Origin of the sequence: Paracoccus sp. R86501 (genome assembly GCF_042466435.1) — a bacterium.
Taxonomy (GTDB): domain Bacteria; phylum Pseudomonadota; class Alphaproteobacteria; order Rhodobacterales; family Rhodobacteraceae; genus Paracoccus.
Window position 1 is genome coordinate 49,248 of the sequence record NZ_JAXHPZ010000002.1, and the last position, 15,837, is coordinate 65,084.

Annotated in this window: 14 protein-coding genes; 9 read left to right on the top strand and 5 right to left on the bottom strand. The window is 64.1% G+C overall.

The window, feature by feature from the left end:
• Positions 1 to 8: 8 nt before the first annotated feature.
• Positions 9 to 767: a hypothetical protein gene (locus SJY40_RS15210; RefSeq protein ID WP_378948612.1), complete on the top strand. Its 759-nt coding sequence runs from the start codon at positions 9 to 11 to the stop codon at positions 765 to 767.
• Here the strand turns inward: SJY40_RS15210 and SJY40_RS15215 are convergent.
• From SJY40_RS15215 to SJY40_RS15235, 5 genes are read right to left on the bottom strand one after another with little or no spacing between them, the layout of a single operon-like run.
• Positions 764 to 2,965: a glycoside hydrolase family 2 TIM barrel-domain containing protein gene (locus tag SJY40_RS15215; protein ID WP_378948615.1), complete on the bottom strand. Its 2,202-nt coding sequence runs from the start codon at positions 2,963 to 2,965 to the stop codon at positions 764 to 766. The two genes, SJY40_RS15210 and SJY40_RS15215, sit on opposite strands and share 4 nt — an antisense overlap.
• A gap of 2 nt (positions 2,966 to 2,967) precedes the next feature.
• On the bottom strand, positions 2,968 to 4,116 hold the full coding sequence (gene dgoD, locus SJY40_RS15220; RefSeq protein WP_378948618.1) for a galactonate dehydratase: 1,149 nt from the start codon (positions 4,114 to 4,116) through the stop codon (positions 2,968 to 2,970).
• A gap of 6 nt (positions 4,117 to 4,122) precedes the next feature.
• A complete protein-coding gene (locus SJY40_RS15225) occupies positions 4,123 to 5,043 on the bottom strand; it encodes a Gfo/Idh/MocA family protein (RefSeq protein ID WP_378948620.1) in 921 nt (306 codons plus the stop codon).
• Complete coding sequence (locus SJY40_RS15230; RefSeq protein WP_378948623.1) at positions 5,040 to 6,095, bottom strand: ABC transporter ATP-binding protein; 1,056 nt, start codon at positions 6,093 to 6,095, stop codon at positions 5,040 to 5,042. The genes SJY40_RS15225 and SJY40_RS15230 overlap by 4 nt, the downstream gene beginning before the upstream one ends.
• Before the next feature lie 7 nt (positions 6,096 to 6,102).
• Positions 6,103 to 6,900: an IclR family transcriptional regulator gene (locus SJY40_RS15235; protein WP_378948626.1), complete on the bottom strand. Its 798-nt coding sequence runs from the start codon at positions 6,898 to 6,900 to the stop codon at positions 6,103 to 6,105.
• Between the two features lie 114 nt (positions 6,901 to 7,014).
• Here SJY40_RS15235 and SJY40_RS15240 point away from each other — a divergent pair, with 114 nt between their 5' ends.
• From SJY40_RS15240 to gmd, 8 genes are all read left to right on the top strand, one after another.
• Positions 7,015 to 8,247 (top strand): ABC transporter substrate-binding protein, encoded by a 1,233-nt coding sequence (locus SJY40_RS15240; protein WP_378948629.1) that lies wholly within the window; start codon positions 7,015 to 7,017, stop codon positions 8,245 to 8,247.
• An 80-nt stretch (positions 8,248 to 8,327) separates the two neighbouring features.
• The gene (locus SJY40_RS15245) at positions 8,328 to 9,239 is read left to right on the top strand and encodes a carbohydrate ABC transporter permease (RefSeq protein ID WP_378948632.1); all 912 of its coding nucleotides are present in this window, start codon (positions 8,328 to 8,330) and stop codon (positions 9,237 to 9,239) included.
• A gap of 4 nt (positions 9,240 to 9,243) precedes the next feature.
• Positions 9,244 to 10,089 (top strand): carbohydrate ABC transporter permease, encoded by an 846-nt coding sequence (locus SJY40_RS15250; protein WP_378948634.1) that lies wholly within the window; start codon positions 9,244 to 9,246, stop codon positions 10,087 to 10,089.
• A complete protein-coding gene (locus SJY40_RS15255) occupies positions 10,086 to 12,134 on the top strand; it encodes an alpha-galactosidase (RefSeq protein WP_378948637.1) in 2,049 nt (682 codons plus the stop codon). Before SJY40_RS15250 ends, SJY40_RS15255 begins: the two co-directional genes overlap by 4 nt.
• Positions 12,131 to 13,018, top strand: coding sequence for a 2-dehydro-3-deoxygalactonokinase (locus SJY40_RS15260; RefSeq protein ID WP_378948640.1), 888 nt, complete (start codon positions 12,131 to 12,133; stop codon positions 13,016 to 13,018). The genes SJY40_RS15255 and SJY40_RS15260 overlap by 4 nt, the downstream gene beginning before the upstream one ends.
• 15 nt (positions 13,019 to 13,033) lie before the next feature.
• Complete coding sequence (locus SJY40_RS15265) at positions 13,034 to 13,639, top strand: 2-dehydro-3-deoxy-6-phosphogalactonate aldolase (RefSeq protein WP_378948643.1); 606 nt, start codon at positions 13,034 to 13,036, stop codon at positions 13,637 to 13,639.
• Entirely contained in the window at positions 13,618 to 14,481 is an 864-nt protein-coding gene (locus SJY40_RS15270) for an SMP-30/gluconolactonase/LRE family protein (protein WP_378948646.1), read from the top strand. The genes SJY40_RS15265 and SJY40_RS15270 overlap by 22 nt, the downstream gene beginning before the upstream one ends.
• 230 nt (positions 14,482 to 14,711) lie before the next feature.
• On the top strand, positions 14,712 to 15,833 hold the full coding sequence (gmd, locus tag SJY40_RS15275; protein WP_378948649.1) for a GDP-mannose 4,6-dehydratase: 1,122 nt from the start codon (positions 14,712 to 14,714) through the stop codon (positions 15,831 to 15,833).
• The last annotated feature ends 4 nt before the right edge of the window (positions 15,834 to 15,837 follow it).

The window sequence follows — 15,837 nt, forward strand, 5'->3', positions numbered from 1 at the left end:
GGACGACCATGACCGAGGCGATCCATGATCTGGGACAGGGCTTCTGGACCATCCGCGGCGATCTGATGCTGGGCGGCGTGCTGAATGTCGGCACGCAAGCAGGCTTGGTGCGCCTGTCGGACGGCAGCTTTGCCATGCTGGACAGCTATCCGTTGACGGGCAAGATCCGTGACCGTGTGATGCAGCTGACCGATCAGGGGCGCGCCGTGCGGGCCGTGTTGAACCTGCACCCGCATCACACCCTGCATTGCGCCGGGATCGCGCAGGATTTCCCCGACGCCAAGCTCTATGGGTCGCGCCGCCATTGGGAAAAGCACCCCAAGCTGGACTGGCAGCCCCAGCCCGTCGAATCCGCCGAGGTCGCGGCCATGTTTGCCGATGACCTGCAATTTTCGATGCCGAAGGGGATCGAATATATAGACGGCAACGACAAGGTGCATGCCGGATCGCTGCTGGCGTGGCACATGGCCAGCCGCACGTTGCATGTCGATGACACGATCAACCTGCTGCCGGTGCCGCGTTTGCTGAAGCGCTTTTTCCCGAAACAACGGGTCTTCCTGCATCCGACCATGTCGAAGGCGATAAAGCCCGAACCCCATGCGTTGGACGACCTGCGCACATGGATCCAGGAACTGGCGACGCAGTGCCATGACCTGCGCCACCTTTGTGCCGCCCATTCGGGACTCCGCCGGTTCGAGCCCGGCGAATTCAGCCGCGAATTACAGGCCGCCTTCCGCCGGGTCGAGGGCAAGCTGGCCAAGGCCTAGCCGACGCTGATCGTGGCCGTCGCCGTTGGGAACTGATCCAGACGCGCGGTGATGGTCACCGGCCCTGCCTGTCCCGTCAGACGCAGCCACATGCCCGTCGTCCCCCCCTGCAGCATCCGCAGCGAAGGTCCGATCAACTTGGCCGGACCTTCGACCTGAACTTGCACCGCCCCGTCAAGGAAGGGCAAGCGGTTACCCACCTGATCCAGCGCCCGCAGCATGACCCGCAGGTCGATGTCGGGATCGGCTGGCACACGGTCCATGTCCGGATCGATCTGCAACCTGGTCGGCAGCGGATCGGCCACGAAGTCCCGCCGGGCGACCGGCTTGCCGTCCAGATATCCGGTGATGCTGCCCGGATGCCAGCTCATGCCCCATTCGCCCAGCTCTGCTGCACTAATGTGGCGGTGGTCGATGATGACGGGCGGATGGGGCAGATGCGGAAAGCGCTCGCGGTCCGGACCGACGCGGCGGGTGACGCCCGCGCATTCGAACTCGACCTCATCGCAGTTGGTCAGCACAATCAGGGGCAGGACGCCGCCAATGTTGCGTTCGCCGCGCGCCCAGAAGGTAACCGGTTGCATCACCACGCCCTCGGATGGCGGTTTCTGGCTGCCATAGGCATAGGCGGCGAACTTGGGCTCTCGCCAGATGTCCATGACGCCGTGGTGGCAGATGCGGTCGCCTGCACCGAAGTCCTTGTGGGTATTGTAATCGAACATGCACCATCCGATCGAACCCGACACCTGCGGATCGCCGTGCGCTGCGTTCAGCACGTCCAGATGCCGCAGGACGTGCTCGATCTGGCGTGGCTCGGGGTCCTGCGCCTTGGTGGGGAACATGTGGCCGTTGTATTCCGTCACCAGATAGGGAACGGGCGTCTTCAGGCCCGTCACCTCCTCGCGCGGGCGCAGGGGCGTGCGCGGACGCTGGATCAACGGCAGCTCGGATTCGTCCAGGATGAAGTCGTTCATCGTATAGACGTCTTCCAGCAGTTCGCTGTCGGGAATGCAGCGGACGCCACCGGTGGCCCGCGTTGGGTCCAGTTCCCGCGCCGCGGCGTTGGTGCGGACATAGAAGTCGTGATCGTCGGGGCTTTCGTTGATGCGCACGCCCCAGATGACGATGCTGGGATGGTTCCAGTCGCGACGGATCATGGCGCGGACGTTTTCCACGCTGCGATCCTGCCACGCCTTGTCGCCGATATGCTGCCAGCCGGGAATTTCCTCGAAGACCAACAGGCCAAGCTCGTCGCAGCGGTCAAGGAACCACGGGCTTTGCGGATAATGCGAGGTGCGGACCATGTTGCAGCCCAGATCCCGCTTCAGGATCTCGGCGTCGCGTTCCTGCGCGTGGCGACCTGCGGCATAGCCCGCATGGGGGAAGCTCTGATGGCGGTTCAGCCCGCGCAGCTTGACCGGCTGGCCGTTCAGCAGAAAGCCTTCGGGCGTCCATTCGGCGGTGCGGAAACCAAAGCGATGGGTGGTGACATCGCCGCTGTCGGGCAGGCTCAGTTCGACCGTGTAGAGCGCCGGATCTTCCATTGTCCACAGGCGCAGGCCGGTCAGGCCCGACAGGGTCAATTCAACCTCGCCCTCGGTGGCGGCAATCTCTCGGTCGCCGTCCAGCAGCCGCGCGCGCACCGGACCCGGCGCGGTGGTTTCGGGGCGGATCACCACGGTCTTGGCATCGGCCAGCGCATCGGGCGTCAGCACCCGCGCATTGACCAGATAGCGTTCCGGCAGCACCCGCAGCCAGACGTCGCGATAAATGCCCGCATAGGTCAGATAGTCGATTTGCGCGCCGAAGGGCGGGATTGAGGGGTTTTCCGACCCGTCCACGCGCACCGTGATCAGGTTGTCGCCGGGGCGCAGGTGGTCGGTTAGATCGGCCCAGAAGGGCGTATAGCCATCGGCATGCGCCACGACCTGCGTACCGTTCACCCAGACCACGCTGTCGGCCATTGCGCCGTCGAACTGCAGCTGCACCCGCTTGCCCGCCCAAGCATCATCCCACGTCAGGTGGCGCTGATAGGTGAAGGGCCGCTGATAGCTGGTCTCGTCGAAATAGCTTAATGGCAGATCGACGGCATTATGCGGCAAGGTGACAGTTTCGCCCTCGCGCGCGGCACCGATATGGCCTTCGTCGAAGCCGTCCGAGAAGATCCAGCCGTCGTTGAGTTTCAGAACCTGTCGCATGATCACCACTCTGCAAAGCTGCCGTCGGCATGGCGCCAGACGGGGTTGCGCCAGCGATGGCCCTCAGAGGCCATCTGGCGGACCTTGGCCTCATCAACCTCGATGCCAAGGCCGGGACCTTGCGGGATGGCAACGAAGCCGTTTTCGTATTTGAACACGGTCGGATCGACCAGATAATCCAGCAGATCGCTGCCCTGGTTGTAATGGATGCCAAGCGATTGTTCCTGGATGAACGCGTTATAGCAGACGGCATCCAGTTGCAGGTTCGCCGCCAGCGCAATGGGACCAAGCGGGCAGTGCAGTGCCAGCGCCACGTCATAGGACTCGGCCATGGCCGCGATGCGATAGGTTTCGGTGATGCCGCCCGAATGGCTGGGGTCAGGCTGGATGATGTCGGCAAAGCCGTTCTGCAGGATCGCCTTGAAGTCCCACCGCGTGTAAAGCCGTTCGCCAAGCGCGATGGGGGTCGAGCAATGGTTGGCGATCTCGCGCAGCGCCTCGGCGTGTTCGGACAGGACCGGCTCCTCGATGAACATCAGGCGGAAGGGTTCCAGCTCCTTGGCCAGCACCTTGGCCATGGGGCGATGCACGCGACCGTGGAAGTCGATGCCGATGCCGAAATCGGGGCCCATCTCTTCGCGGATGGCCTGTACGCGGGCCAACACCTGATCGACCTTGGCGTGGCTGTCGACGAACTGCATCTCCTCGGTCCCGTTCATCTTGACTGCGGTGAAGCCACGGTCGCCGCAGTCGCGCGCCATTCGGGCCGTGTCGCCCGGACGGTCGCCGCCGATCCAGCTGTAGACGCGGATGCGGTCGCGCAGTTGGCCGCCCAGAAGGCTGTGGACCGGAACGCCAAGCGCCTTGCCCTTGATGTCCCACAGCGCCTGATCGATGCCCGCGATGGCCGACATATGAATGCCACCTCCACGATAGAAGCCGGCGCGATACATGACCGTCCAGTGGTCCTGGATCAGCCCGGGGTCGCGACCGATCAGGTAATCGGACAGTTCCTCGACACAGGTGGCGACGGTGGCGGCGCGGCCTTCAAGGACCGGTTCGCCCCATCCGCTGATGCCTTCGTCGGTGCTGATCTTCACGAAGCACCAGCGCGGAGGAACGATGAAGGTTTCGACTTGGGTGATCTTCATGAGGTCTCAGTCCTGAAATGCAGGGGCCGCGTGGTGGCGGCCGGTCAGAAAGGCATCCGCGACAAGGCGCAGGGGCGACAGGTCCAGATCGCTGTCGCCGGTGGCGATCAGGTCACGGAAGCGGGCGTAAAGGCGGGCGTATTCGGAGTTCTCGCCCTGTGCGATGGTTTTGCCATCGACGGTGAAACGGGCGCCGCCCTGATCCAGAAGCGCTGTACCGGCGTCGGTTTCAAAACGGATCTGCCACAGATCGGCACCTTTCTGGCACCAGTCCAGACGGGCGGTCACCGGGTGGCCCGCATCCATTGTCAACTCGGCGGCGATGGGGGTCTGGCGGTTTTCGGGGATATGCAGATCAGCACCGGTCAGGCGCACCGGATCGGGCAGGACGGCAGTCAGGATCGACAGCGCGTTGATGCCCGGATCGAAGACGCCAAGCCCGCCCGGCTGCCAGATCCAGTCCTGACCGGGATGCCATTTGCGGACATCCTCGCACCAGTCGATATGGGTGGCGTGGATGGCGCGATCGGCCAGCCAGTCGCGCGCCTGATCGACGGCGGCGGCTTCGCGCGAGTGCCATGTGGCGAAGATGGTCAGGCTGCGGGATTGCGCTTCGGCGGCCAGCAGTTCCAGTTCCGACAGGGTGGCGCCAGGGGGTTTTTCCAACATCAGGTGGCAATCGGCACGCAGCACCGCCATGGCCTGTTCGAACCGCCCCTGCGGCGGCGTGCAGAGCGAGACCGCCTGAACGTCGTGCAATTCGTCCAGCAGCGTCTGGATGTCGGTGAAATTCGCCACCCCGTCCAGCCGCGCGTTGCGGCTGGCGATGGCGGTCAGGGTCATGCCCGATGTCGCGGCGATGGCGGGCAGATGCTGGGCGCGGGCGATGGTGCCCAGACCCACCAGGGCAAGGTCGATATCGCTCATCTCAGGCGCATTCCGGTTTCGGCGTCGAAGAAATACGCCTGCGCGGGGTCCAGCGTCACGCCGACCATGCCGCCGCCCGCCGGATCAAGCCGGCGCGTGGTCTGGACCACCAGCTTTTCACCCGAGGGCGCCGTCAGATGGGCATAGGTGACGCCGCCCAGATTCTCGGCCAGATCGACACGGAAATTGCCGTGATCGGTCAGTTGCAGCGTGTCGGGGCGCAGACCGATCTCGACCTTGCGACCGTCCATCAGGTTGGGGGACTGGCGGTCCAGCGGCGTATCGAAGGCGGGGGTAACGACCTGACCGCCCTGCACCTGCCCCGCCACGAAATTCATCGCCGGACTGCCGATGAAGCCCGCAACAAAGCGGTTGTCGGGGTCGTCGTACAGGTCCATCGGCGTGCCGACCTGTTCGATCCGGCCCGCACGCAGGACGACGATCTTGTCGGCCATGGTCATCGCCTCGACCTGATCATGGGTCACATAGATCATCGTCGCCTTGATCTCGCGGTGCAGGCGGGCGATCTCGGCGCGCATTTCCACGCGCAGTTCGGCGTCCAGGTTCGACAGCGGTTCATCGAACAGAAAGACCTTGGGACCGCGCACGATGGCCCGACCGATGGCCACGCGCTGGCGCTGACCGCCCGAAAGGGCCGCGGGTTTGCGATCCAGCAGCGGGTCCAGCTTCAGGATGCGCGACGCCTCAGTCACCTTGGCAGCGATTTCCGCCTTGGGGTGGCGGTTCATCTTCAGGCCGAAGCCCATGTTCTGCGCGACCGTCATGTGGGGATAAAGCGCATAGGTCTGGAACACCATCGCGACGCCCCGATCGGCGGGTTCGGCATGGGTGACGTCATCGCCCTCGATGTGAACCTGCCCGTCGGTGGTTTCCTCAAGCCCGGCGATCATCCGCAAAAGCGTGGATTTGCCGCAGCCCGAAGGGCCGACAAAGACGCAGAACTCGCCCTGCCGGATATCAAGATCGACGCCGTGGATGACCCGGACGGGGCCGAAATCCTTGGTGACGCGGGTCAACTGGACGCCGGACATGGCAACCTCATGCTTGCTTGTGTTCGGGGAACCGCCATGTATCGGCGGCTGCGGCGATCTGCGCCGCGGCTTCTTTCACGGGGCCGGACATCGCCAACAGCTGGTCGCGGCTGGTGGTGTCGGTGGTGGTGGTGACCGAGATGGCGCCGATGACGCGGCCATTGCCCGACAGAATGGGGGCGGCGATGCAGGCGATGCCGATCTCATGCTCCTCATCGTCAAGCGCGTAGCCCCGGTCGCGGATGCGGGCCAGTTCGTCGCGCAGCGCATCAGGCGTGGTCAGGGTGCGGTCGGTATGGGCATGGAACGACTGGCGCGAGATCGCCTGCGCCAGCCGGTCTTCGGGCAGATGCGCCAGCATCGCCTTGCCGACGCCGGTGCAATAGGCGGGGCCGACCTTGCCGGATTGGGCGAACATCTCGACTGGCTGGCGGGCATTGCGCTTGTCAACATAAAGAACCGCGCCATTGTCCAGTTGGGCCAGATGCACCGTCTGCCCCAGATCGCGGGCCAGCCGGTCCATGACGTCCTGTGCGATAGGTGCCAGACTTGATTGCGCCCAGGCCGAATGCGCCAGCCGCACCAGACGCATGCCGGGGGCATAGGTCTGGCGGGTGTCGTCAAAGGCCAGCATGTCCTGCCGGGCCAGCGTCTGCAGGAAACGGTACAGTGTCGCCTTGGGCAAACCGGCCTTCAGCATGATCTCGGCAAAGCGGACGGGGCGTCCGAATTCGGCCACCAGATCCAGCACGGCCAAGGTGCGGCCCACGGTGCCGTCGGACGTGTCGCGTTGCGGGGTCGTCATGCCATGGCCTCCTCTCCGCAGCATTGCCGTTGTTGACAAGGCTAATCAATTCGCAGCATAGTTTCAATATTCAAAACTGAGTTTCACTATTTGGAACCTAATGGGGAGGAGACCATGGTCCATACGAAACGAGGGCTGCTGCTGGCCGCACTGCTGGCCACCACGGCACCCGCTTTTGCACAGGCCCGCGAGTTGGTGATGAACACCGACGCATCAGACCCCGCGCCCAAAGCTGCATTCGAACAGCTGATCGCGGATTTCGAGGCCGAGTATCCCGACATCACCGTCAAGGTGAACGTCTTCGACCACGAAGGATACAAGACCGCGATCCGGAACTTCCTGACCGCCGATGCGCCTGATCTGGCCAACTGGTATGCAGGCAACCGCATGGCGCCCTTCGTTGCGGCGAACCAGTTTCTGGATGTCTCGGATGTCTGGGAAGAAAACGGCCTGAATGAAAGCCTGCATTCGGCTGCATCCGCGATGACCATCGACGGTAAGCAGTGGGGCATCCCCTATACCTATTACCAGTGGGGCATCTATTATAACAAGGACGTCTACGAACAGGTCGGCGTCGAACCCACTGACAACTGGGAAGAATTTCTGGCCAATTGCGCGAAGTTCCAAGAGGCCGGTATCGACTGCGTCACCACCGGCTCCAAGGCGCTGTGGCCCATCGCGGGGATCTTCGATTACCTGTCTTTGCGCACCAACGGTTATGACTGGCACATGCAGCTGACGCGCGGTGAGATCCCTTGGACCGACGACAAGGTCAAGGCGGTCTTCGCCGAATGGGAAAAGCTGCTGCCCTATACCTCCAAGAACCACGCCGCGATCGACTGGCAGGATGCCGTGTCGAATGTCGTGCAGGGCAAGGCCGCCAATTACGTCATGGGCAATTTTGCCGCTGCGACCTTCAAGGACGGCGGGATGACCAATGACAACCTTGGCTTCATCCAGTTCCCGACGATCAACGCGGATATCCCGCGCGCCGAAGAGGCCCCGACCGATACGATCCACATTCCGGCCGGTGCCAAGAACCCCGAAGACGCCAAGCTGTTCCTTGCCTTCCTGGCCCGCGCCGATGTGCAGACCAAGATGAACGAGACGCTTGGCCAGCTGCCGATCAACGCCGACAGCACCGTGGGCGACGATCCCTATCTGCAGGCCGGGTTCGAGCTGCTGTCAACGGCCGAAGGCGGCATCGCGCAGTTCTTCGACCGCGACGCATCCCCCGAGATGGCCAAGGCGGGCATGGAGGGCTTCCAGGAATTCATGGTTCGTCCCGAACGTCTGGACACTATCCTTGAGCGGCTGGAGCGCATGCGTCAACGCAACGCCCAGTAAGCCATCCGCACGGGGGCGGGCCGGCCCGCCCCCGTGTTCCCCGCTGCCCCCCGTTTCCCGCCAGTGCCCGGAGGTCCCGCATGACCGCCCTTCCCGACATCCATCCGCCCAAGGCGCGCGCCCGCCGCCGGAACAGCCTGACCCCATGGCTTTTCCTCGCACCGGGCATGCTCATGTTCGCCGTCTATGTGCTGATCCCGATCTTCCAGTCGGTCTGGGTTTCCTTCCACGATTGGGACGGCTTGGGGCCGATGCGCTGGATCGGTCTGGCCAATTATTCCGAGCTGTGGTGGGACGACGCTTTCTATACCAGCCTGAAGAACAACGTCCTCTGGCTGGCGCTCTATCTGCTGGCGGTGCCGCTTGGGTTGCTGATCGCGCTGTTCCTGAACCAGACGGTCCGGGGCATCCGCATCTACAAATCGCTGTTCTTCTTCCCCTTCGTAATCAGTCAGGTCGTCGTCGGCCTGATCTTTTCGTGGTTCTATGCCCCGGGCTTCGGGCTGTTCTATGTGCTGATCGAATGGATCACCGGAACCGGTGTCGCCATTCTGGCGGACGAGCGTTACGTGACCTATGGCATCATTGCGGCTGGCCTCTGGCCGCAGATCGCCTATTGCATGATCCTGTATTTGACCGGTCTGAACGCCGTCGCCCCCGACCAGATCGAGGCCGCGCGTCTTGACGGTGCCAAGGGCTGGCGGATGCTGTGGCATGTGGTCATCCCGCAATTGCGTCCCGCGACCTTCATTGCCGTGGTCGTCACCGTCATCGGTGCGCTGCGCAGTTTCGATCTGGTCAGCATCATGACTTCGGGCGGGCCGTTCGGGTCCAGCCGCGTGCTGTCCTATTACATGTATGAACAGGCGCTGTCGGAATACGGCTATCGCATGGGCTATGGCGCGGCCATCGCCGTGGTGCTGTTCGCCATCATGATGATCTTCATTACGGGCTTCATCTGGAAGATGTGGCGCGACGAGAGAGGGCTGTAATCCAATGTTCCCGCGTCCCATCCAAACCATGTCCCCCGGCTTCCAGCGCGGCTACAAGATCGCGCTGCCGATCATGCTGATCCTGTGGCTGCTGCCCTTGCTGGGGGTGGCGCTGACATCGCTGCGGCCATCCGGCGATCTGGCGGCGGGCAACTACTTCGGCATGCCATCGCGGATTGCGTATGAAAATTACATCGATGTCTTCCGCAATTCACCCATCGCGCAATACCTGCTGAACAGTTTCCGCATCACCATCCCCACGGTGATCGGCGCGGTCGGGCTGTCCTGCCTGACAGGCTATGCGCTGGCCGTCTATAAGTTCCGGCTGTCGCTGGTGGTGTTCTTCATGTTCGTGGCGGGCAATTTCGTGCCCTTCCAGATCCTGATGGTGCCGGTGCGCGACCTGACGGTGAACATGGGCCTTTATAACACCGTCACCGGTCTGGCGCTGTTCCACATCGCCTTCCAGACGGGGTTCTGCACGCTGTTCATGCGCAACTTCATCAAGGCCCTGCCGCGCGAATTGATCGAGGCGGCCCGTGTCGAGGGCGTGAACGAATGGCAGATCTTCTGGCATATCGTTCTGCCGCTGGTCCGCCCGGCCATCGCGGCGCTGTCGGTGCTGGTCTTCACCTTCATCTGGAACGATTATTTCTGGGCGATGGTGCTGACCACCGGAGCTGAAACGCAGCCCATCACGGCGGGCCTGAACAGCCTGAACGGCCAATGGGTCGCGGCATGGCATCTGGTGTCTGCGGGGTCGATTCTGGCGGCGATGCCTCCGGTCCTGATGTTCTTCCTGATGCAGCGGCACTTCATCGCCGGTCTCACCTTGGGCGCGGTGAAATGAGGTTCTGGCGCATCGACACCAACGCCCAGACATTGGTTCTGGGCAGCGATGGTGGGATGGCATGCTGCCATTATTGGGGTGCGCCCCTGCCCGCCGATCAGGGTCTGGCCGATCTGGTCGCGGCTGGCACAGGCGGCATCACCGGCGGGATGCTGGACCAGCTGCCGCCCTTGTCCCTGCTGCCCGAGGCACGGCGCAGTTTCCCGGGTCAGCCGGGGCTGGTCGCCTATGACACTGACGGCACCCCCTTGGAACCGGCATGGGCGCTGCAATCCGCCGATCAGGATGATGGCCTGACGCTGGTTCACGCCGCCGACGGCCTGACACTGACCCACCGCATCCGACCGCAACCGCACGGTCTGGTCGCCATAACCGCCAGCCTGACCGCCGATCGCCCCATCCGTCTGCATTGGATGGCCGCCGCAGCCCTGCCCGTTCCGCCGCATATGGATCAGCTGACCGAATTGGCCGGACGGTGGACGCGCGAATTCCAGCCCGTGACCAGCGATCTGGACCACGGCGGACGTATCCGCGATGCCCGCACCGGCCGGTCGGGGCATGAAAACCCGCCACATCTGTGGCTGGCAACCGCTGGCACAACCCATATGCGCGGCGAGGTGATGGCCCTGCACTACGGCTGGTCCGGCGGTCACCGCATGGTGGTCGAGGCGTTGCCCGAGGGTCGCCGGCAGATCCAGCTGGGCCACGCCTCGGGGTCCGAACGCGCCGCCGCCACCCGTTTCGACAGCGCCGAGATGCTGCTGGCGCGCGGCGATGCCGGTCTGAACAGCGTATCCATTCCCTTCCAGCGTGCCATCCGCGACCGACTGCCCCATGCACGCCAACCCCGCCCCGTCCATTACAACGGGTGGGAGGCGATCTATTTCCGCCACTATGCCGAGGAACTGTCCGAAATCGCCGCCCGCGCAGCGGCCCTTGGGGCCGAGCGTTTCGTACTGGACGATGGCTGGTTCGGGCGGCGCGACGATGACACCACCTCGCTTGGCGACTGGCAAATCGACCCGCGCAAGCATCCGCATGGCTTCCAGCCGCTGATCGACCGCGTGCAGGAACTGGGCATGCGCTTTGGTCTGTGGGTCGAGCCCGAGATGATCAACGAGGACAGCGACCTGTTCCGCGCCCATCCCGATTGGGTGCTGGGTCCTGCCGACCAGATCAGGGGCCGCAACCAGCTGCATCTGGACATGACGCGGACGGATGTGCGCGACCATCTGTTCACGCGGCTGGACGCGATCCTGCGCGATTGGGACATCGATTACGTCAAATGGGACCACAACCGCCTGACGCCCTTCCCCGATGCGGGTCAGACGCGCGGCGTCTATGACCTGCTGGACCGTTTGCGCGCGGCCCATCCGGCGGTCGAGATCGAGAGCTGCGCCTCGGGCGGCGGGCGTATCGATGCGGGCATTCTGACCCGCTGTCCGCGCGTCTGGCTGTCCGACAGCAACGATGCGCTGGAACGTCTGCGCATCCAGCATCAGGCGGCGGCCTTCCTGCCAGCGGTGGCCACCGGCAGCCACGTGGGGCCGCGCGACTGCCACACCTCGGGAAGGGTGCTGCCGATGGCGCTGCGCGCCTGGACCGCCGCCCAACGCCATCTGGGTTTCGAGATGGACCCGCGCGAATTGACCGAGCCCGAGGCCGAAACCCTGACCCGCGTCACGACGTGGTGGAAGGCCAACCGCGACTGGATGCTGGCGGGCGACATCTGGCGGCTGGACCGTCCCGATGGCGCGTTGGCCGAGATGCAGATGGCGGCGGATGGGTCGCGGCTGGTGATCTTTGCGGCGACCTTGGAAAGCCCCGTCGCCGTCCAGCCGCCTGCGCTGCGCCTGACGGGGCTTGACCCAACGGCGCGCTACCGGCTGCGGATGATCGAAAAGCCGCTTGGGCACCATACGTCCCATACGGCCATCAGCCGTGGGGAGGTGACGCTGACCGGCGCGGCGCTGATGGCGCAGGGGGTTGCCCTGCCGCCTGCCTTCCCGCAGACCGTCGCCGTTATTGAAGGAATGCGACTGTGACTGCCGATATAGACTGGATCGCCGCCGATTGGGGCACGACGAATCTGCGCCTCTGGGCCATGTCGGGCCGCAAGGTGGTGGAACGACATAGCTTGGACAAGGGAATGGGCGTGCTGGCACCCGATGACTTTGGCCCCGCGCTGGCCGAGGCGACCGCAGGCTGGCCCGCCGTGCCCGTCATCGCCAGCGGCATGGTCGGATCGCGCCAGGGCTGGGTCGAGGCACCCTATGCCCCCGTCCCCTGCGCGGCCACGCCCCGCATGGTCGCCGTCCCCGGCGATCCGGGCGGCCGCCCCGTGCGCATCGTCTGCGGCATCCGGCAGGACAACCCCGCCGACGTGATGCGCGGCGAGGAAACCCAGATCGCCGGTCTGCTGGCCATGACTCCCGATTTCGACGGCATCGCCTGCCTGCCCGGCACCCATACGAAATGGGTCCGCATCTCGGCAGGCGAGATCTGCAATTTCAAAAGCCTGATGACGGGCGAACTGTTTGCCCTGATCGCCGACCAATCGGTGCTGCGCCATTCGGTCGGCGGCGATGACTGCGACCACGATGCCTTCATGACCGCCCTGTCCGACGCGATGGCGCGCCCCGAGCGTGGCTATGGCGGTCTGTTCCAGCTGCGCGCGGAATTGCTGCTGCATGGGTTGGAGCCTGCGGTCGCGCGCGGTCGCCTGTCGGGCACGCTGATCGGATGGGAACTGGCCGCAGCCAAGCCTTGGTGGCTGGGCTGCGATGTGACCATCATCGGCGCGCCTGCGCTGTCCTCGCTCTATGAACAGGCGCTGAGGGCGCAGGGCGTGCCAGCCGCCATGATGTCGGTCGAGGACGCGACCCTTGCCGGTCTTGCCGCCGCATATCAGCACTTCAAGACAACCTGACCGAAAGGCCCCGCCATGTCCCGCCCTCTGATCGCCATCCTGCGTGGCCTGACCCCGCCCGAAGCCCCCGCCATCGCCAATGCCCTGATCGAGGCGGGCATCACCCGCATCGAGGTGCCGCTGAATTCCCCCGACCCGCTGGACAGCATCGCCATTCTGGCGCGCGATTTCGGCGGGCTTGCGACCATCGGTGCGGGCACGGTGCTGACGCCTGCGCAGGTGCAGTCGGTGTCCGATGCGGGCGGGCGGATGGTGCTGTCGCCCAATTGCGACGCGGATGTCATCCGGGCCACGCGGGCGGCAGGCATGGACAGCTTTCCGGGCATCATGACCCCGTCCGAGGCTTTCGTGGCGTTGAACGCCGGCGCCTCGGGGTTGAAGCTGTTTCCGGGCGAATTGATCGGCCCCAAAGGGCTGCGCGCGATGCGGGCGATCCTTCCTGCAGGCACCGCGATGTGGGCCGTCGGCGGCGTTTCTGCGGACAACATGGGCGAATGGCGTCAGGCGGGCGCCGCGGGCTTTGGCATCGGATCGTCGCTGTACAAGCCGGGCGATGATGCGGCGGCAGTGACGGCCAAGGCCCGCGCCATGGTCGCGGCATGGGACGGGATCGCGGCATGATCTTCGACGACACCCCCTGTACCTTGGGCGAAGGCGCGCTGTGGCATTCAGACCGCAATGCGCTGGTGTGGTTCGATATCCTGTCCAAACGCATGTATATCAAACCCGTAGGCGGCATGCGCCAGCATTGGGATTTCGACGATCATGTCTCGGCGGCGGGAATCGTGGATGCGGACCGGCTGATCGTGGCGTCGTCGCGGGCGCTGATGCTGTTCGACCTGCGCGACGGCAGCCGCAGCACCTTGACGGATTTGGAGGCCGACAACCCCCTCACCCGTTCCAACGACGGGCGGGCCGATCCTCAGGGTGGCTTCTGGATCGGGACGATGGGGCTGAATGCCGAAAAGGGCGCGGGGTCCATCTGGCGCTTTTACCGGGGCCAGCTGCGCCAGCTGTTCACCGATATCACCATCACCAATGCCATCTGCTTTGCGCCCTCGGGCGATGCAGCCTGTTTCACCGATACGGCCAATGGCGTGATTATGCGCGTGGCGCTGGATGCGGACGGCTGGCCGCTTGGCGACCCCGAACCCTTCATCGACTTGCGGGCCGAAGGGCTGAACCCTGATGGCGCGGTGATGGACGCCGAGGGCGGCCTGTGGTCGGCGCAATGGGGCGCAAGCCGTGTCGCGCGCTATGACGCGAGGGGGCGTTTCGACCGCGCGGTTATGCTGCCGGCAGCGCATGTTTCATGCCCCGCCATCGGCGGTGTCGGGCTGGACACGCTGTTTGCGACCTCGGCCACGCAGGGTCTGGACGCCCCCGGCCCCCATGATGGCTGCACATTTGCCGTGCCTCTGGGCGGCAAGGGTCAGCCGGAACACCGGGTGATTCTGGGCTGACCCCCGCCCAGAACTTCCCGCATGCCCCAATGGCGACAAGTTGCTGCCGTTTAAGTTGTCACCGCCCCGTCGTGGTTTGATGATCTGTCCAGGATATGCGGGCGACATGGCGGATCGTGCAAAAGCGGTGCACTTGGGCCTTGGACAACCGGCAGGACGTGACGTAAACCGGAGGAACGGGCAGCCTTGTCCGCGATGACGAGTATGTGTGTGCGAATGAGGGTATTTCGATGACAAAACGGGCGCTTATCACCGGGATCACCGGTCAGGACGGTTCCTATCTGGCGGAACTGTTGATGGAAAAGGGCTATGAAGTCCATGGCATCAAGCGCCGGTCATCGTCGCTGAACACGCAGCGCATCGACCACATCTATCAGGACCCGCATGCGGAAAATGCCCGGATGTTCCTGCACTATGGGGATCTGGGCGACACATCCTCGGTCATGCGCATCATGGAGGCCGTCCGCCCCGACGAGGTTTACAACCTCGGCGCCCAATCCCATGTCGCCGTCAGCTTCGAGACCCCGGAATATACCGCCAACGTCGATGCGCTTGGCACCCTGCGCATCCTCGAGGCGATCCGGTTTCTGAAGCTGGAAGACAAGACCAAGTTCTATCAGGCCTCGACCTCGGAACTCTATGGTAAGGTGCAGGAAATCCCGCAGCGCGAAACCACGCCCTTCTATCCGCGTTCGCCCTATGCGGTGGCCAAGATGTACGCCTATTGGATCGCGGTGAACTATCGCGAGGCTTATGGGATCTATGCCTGCAACGGCATCCTGTTCAATCACGAATCCCCCCGCCGCGGCGAGACCTTCGTGACCCGCAAGATCACCCGCGGCATCGCCAATATCGCCCAAGGGTTGGAGGATTGCCTCTACATGGGCAACATGGATGCGCTGCGCGATTGGGGCCACGCCAAGGATTACGTCCGGATGCAGTGGATGATGCTGCAGCAGGACGAACCCGAAGATTTCGTCATCGCGACGGGCGTTCAGTATTCGGTGCGCCAGTTCATCGAATGGTCGGCGGCGCAGGTCGGCATCACCCTGCGGTTTGATGGCCAGAACGAGGCCGAGGTCGGTATCGTCGATTCCGTCGTGGGTGACGATGCCCCCGGCGTCACTGCCGGTCAGGTGATCGTGCGGGTCGATCCGCGCTATTTCCGCCCGACCGAGGTCGAGACCCTGTTGGGCGATCCCACCAAGGCGCGCGAAAAACTGGGTTGGACGCCCGAGATCACCACCCAGGAAATGTGCCATGAGATGGTGGCCGAAGATCTGAAGGCCGCCCGTCGTCATGCCCTGTTGAAGACGCATGGCTATGACATCCCGCTCTATCAGGAAAGCTGAGGTT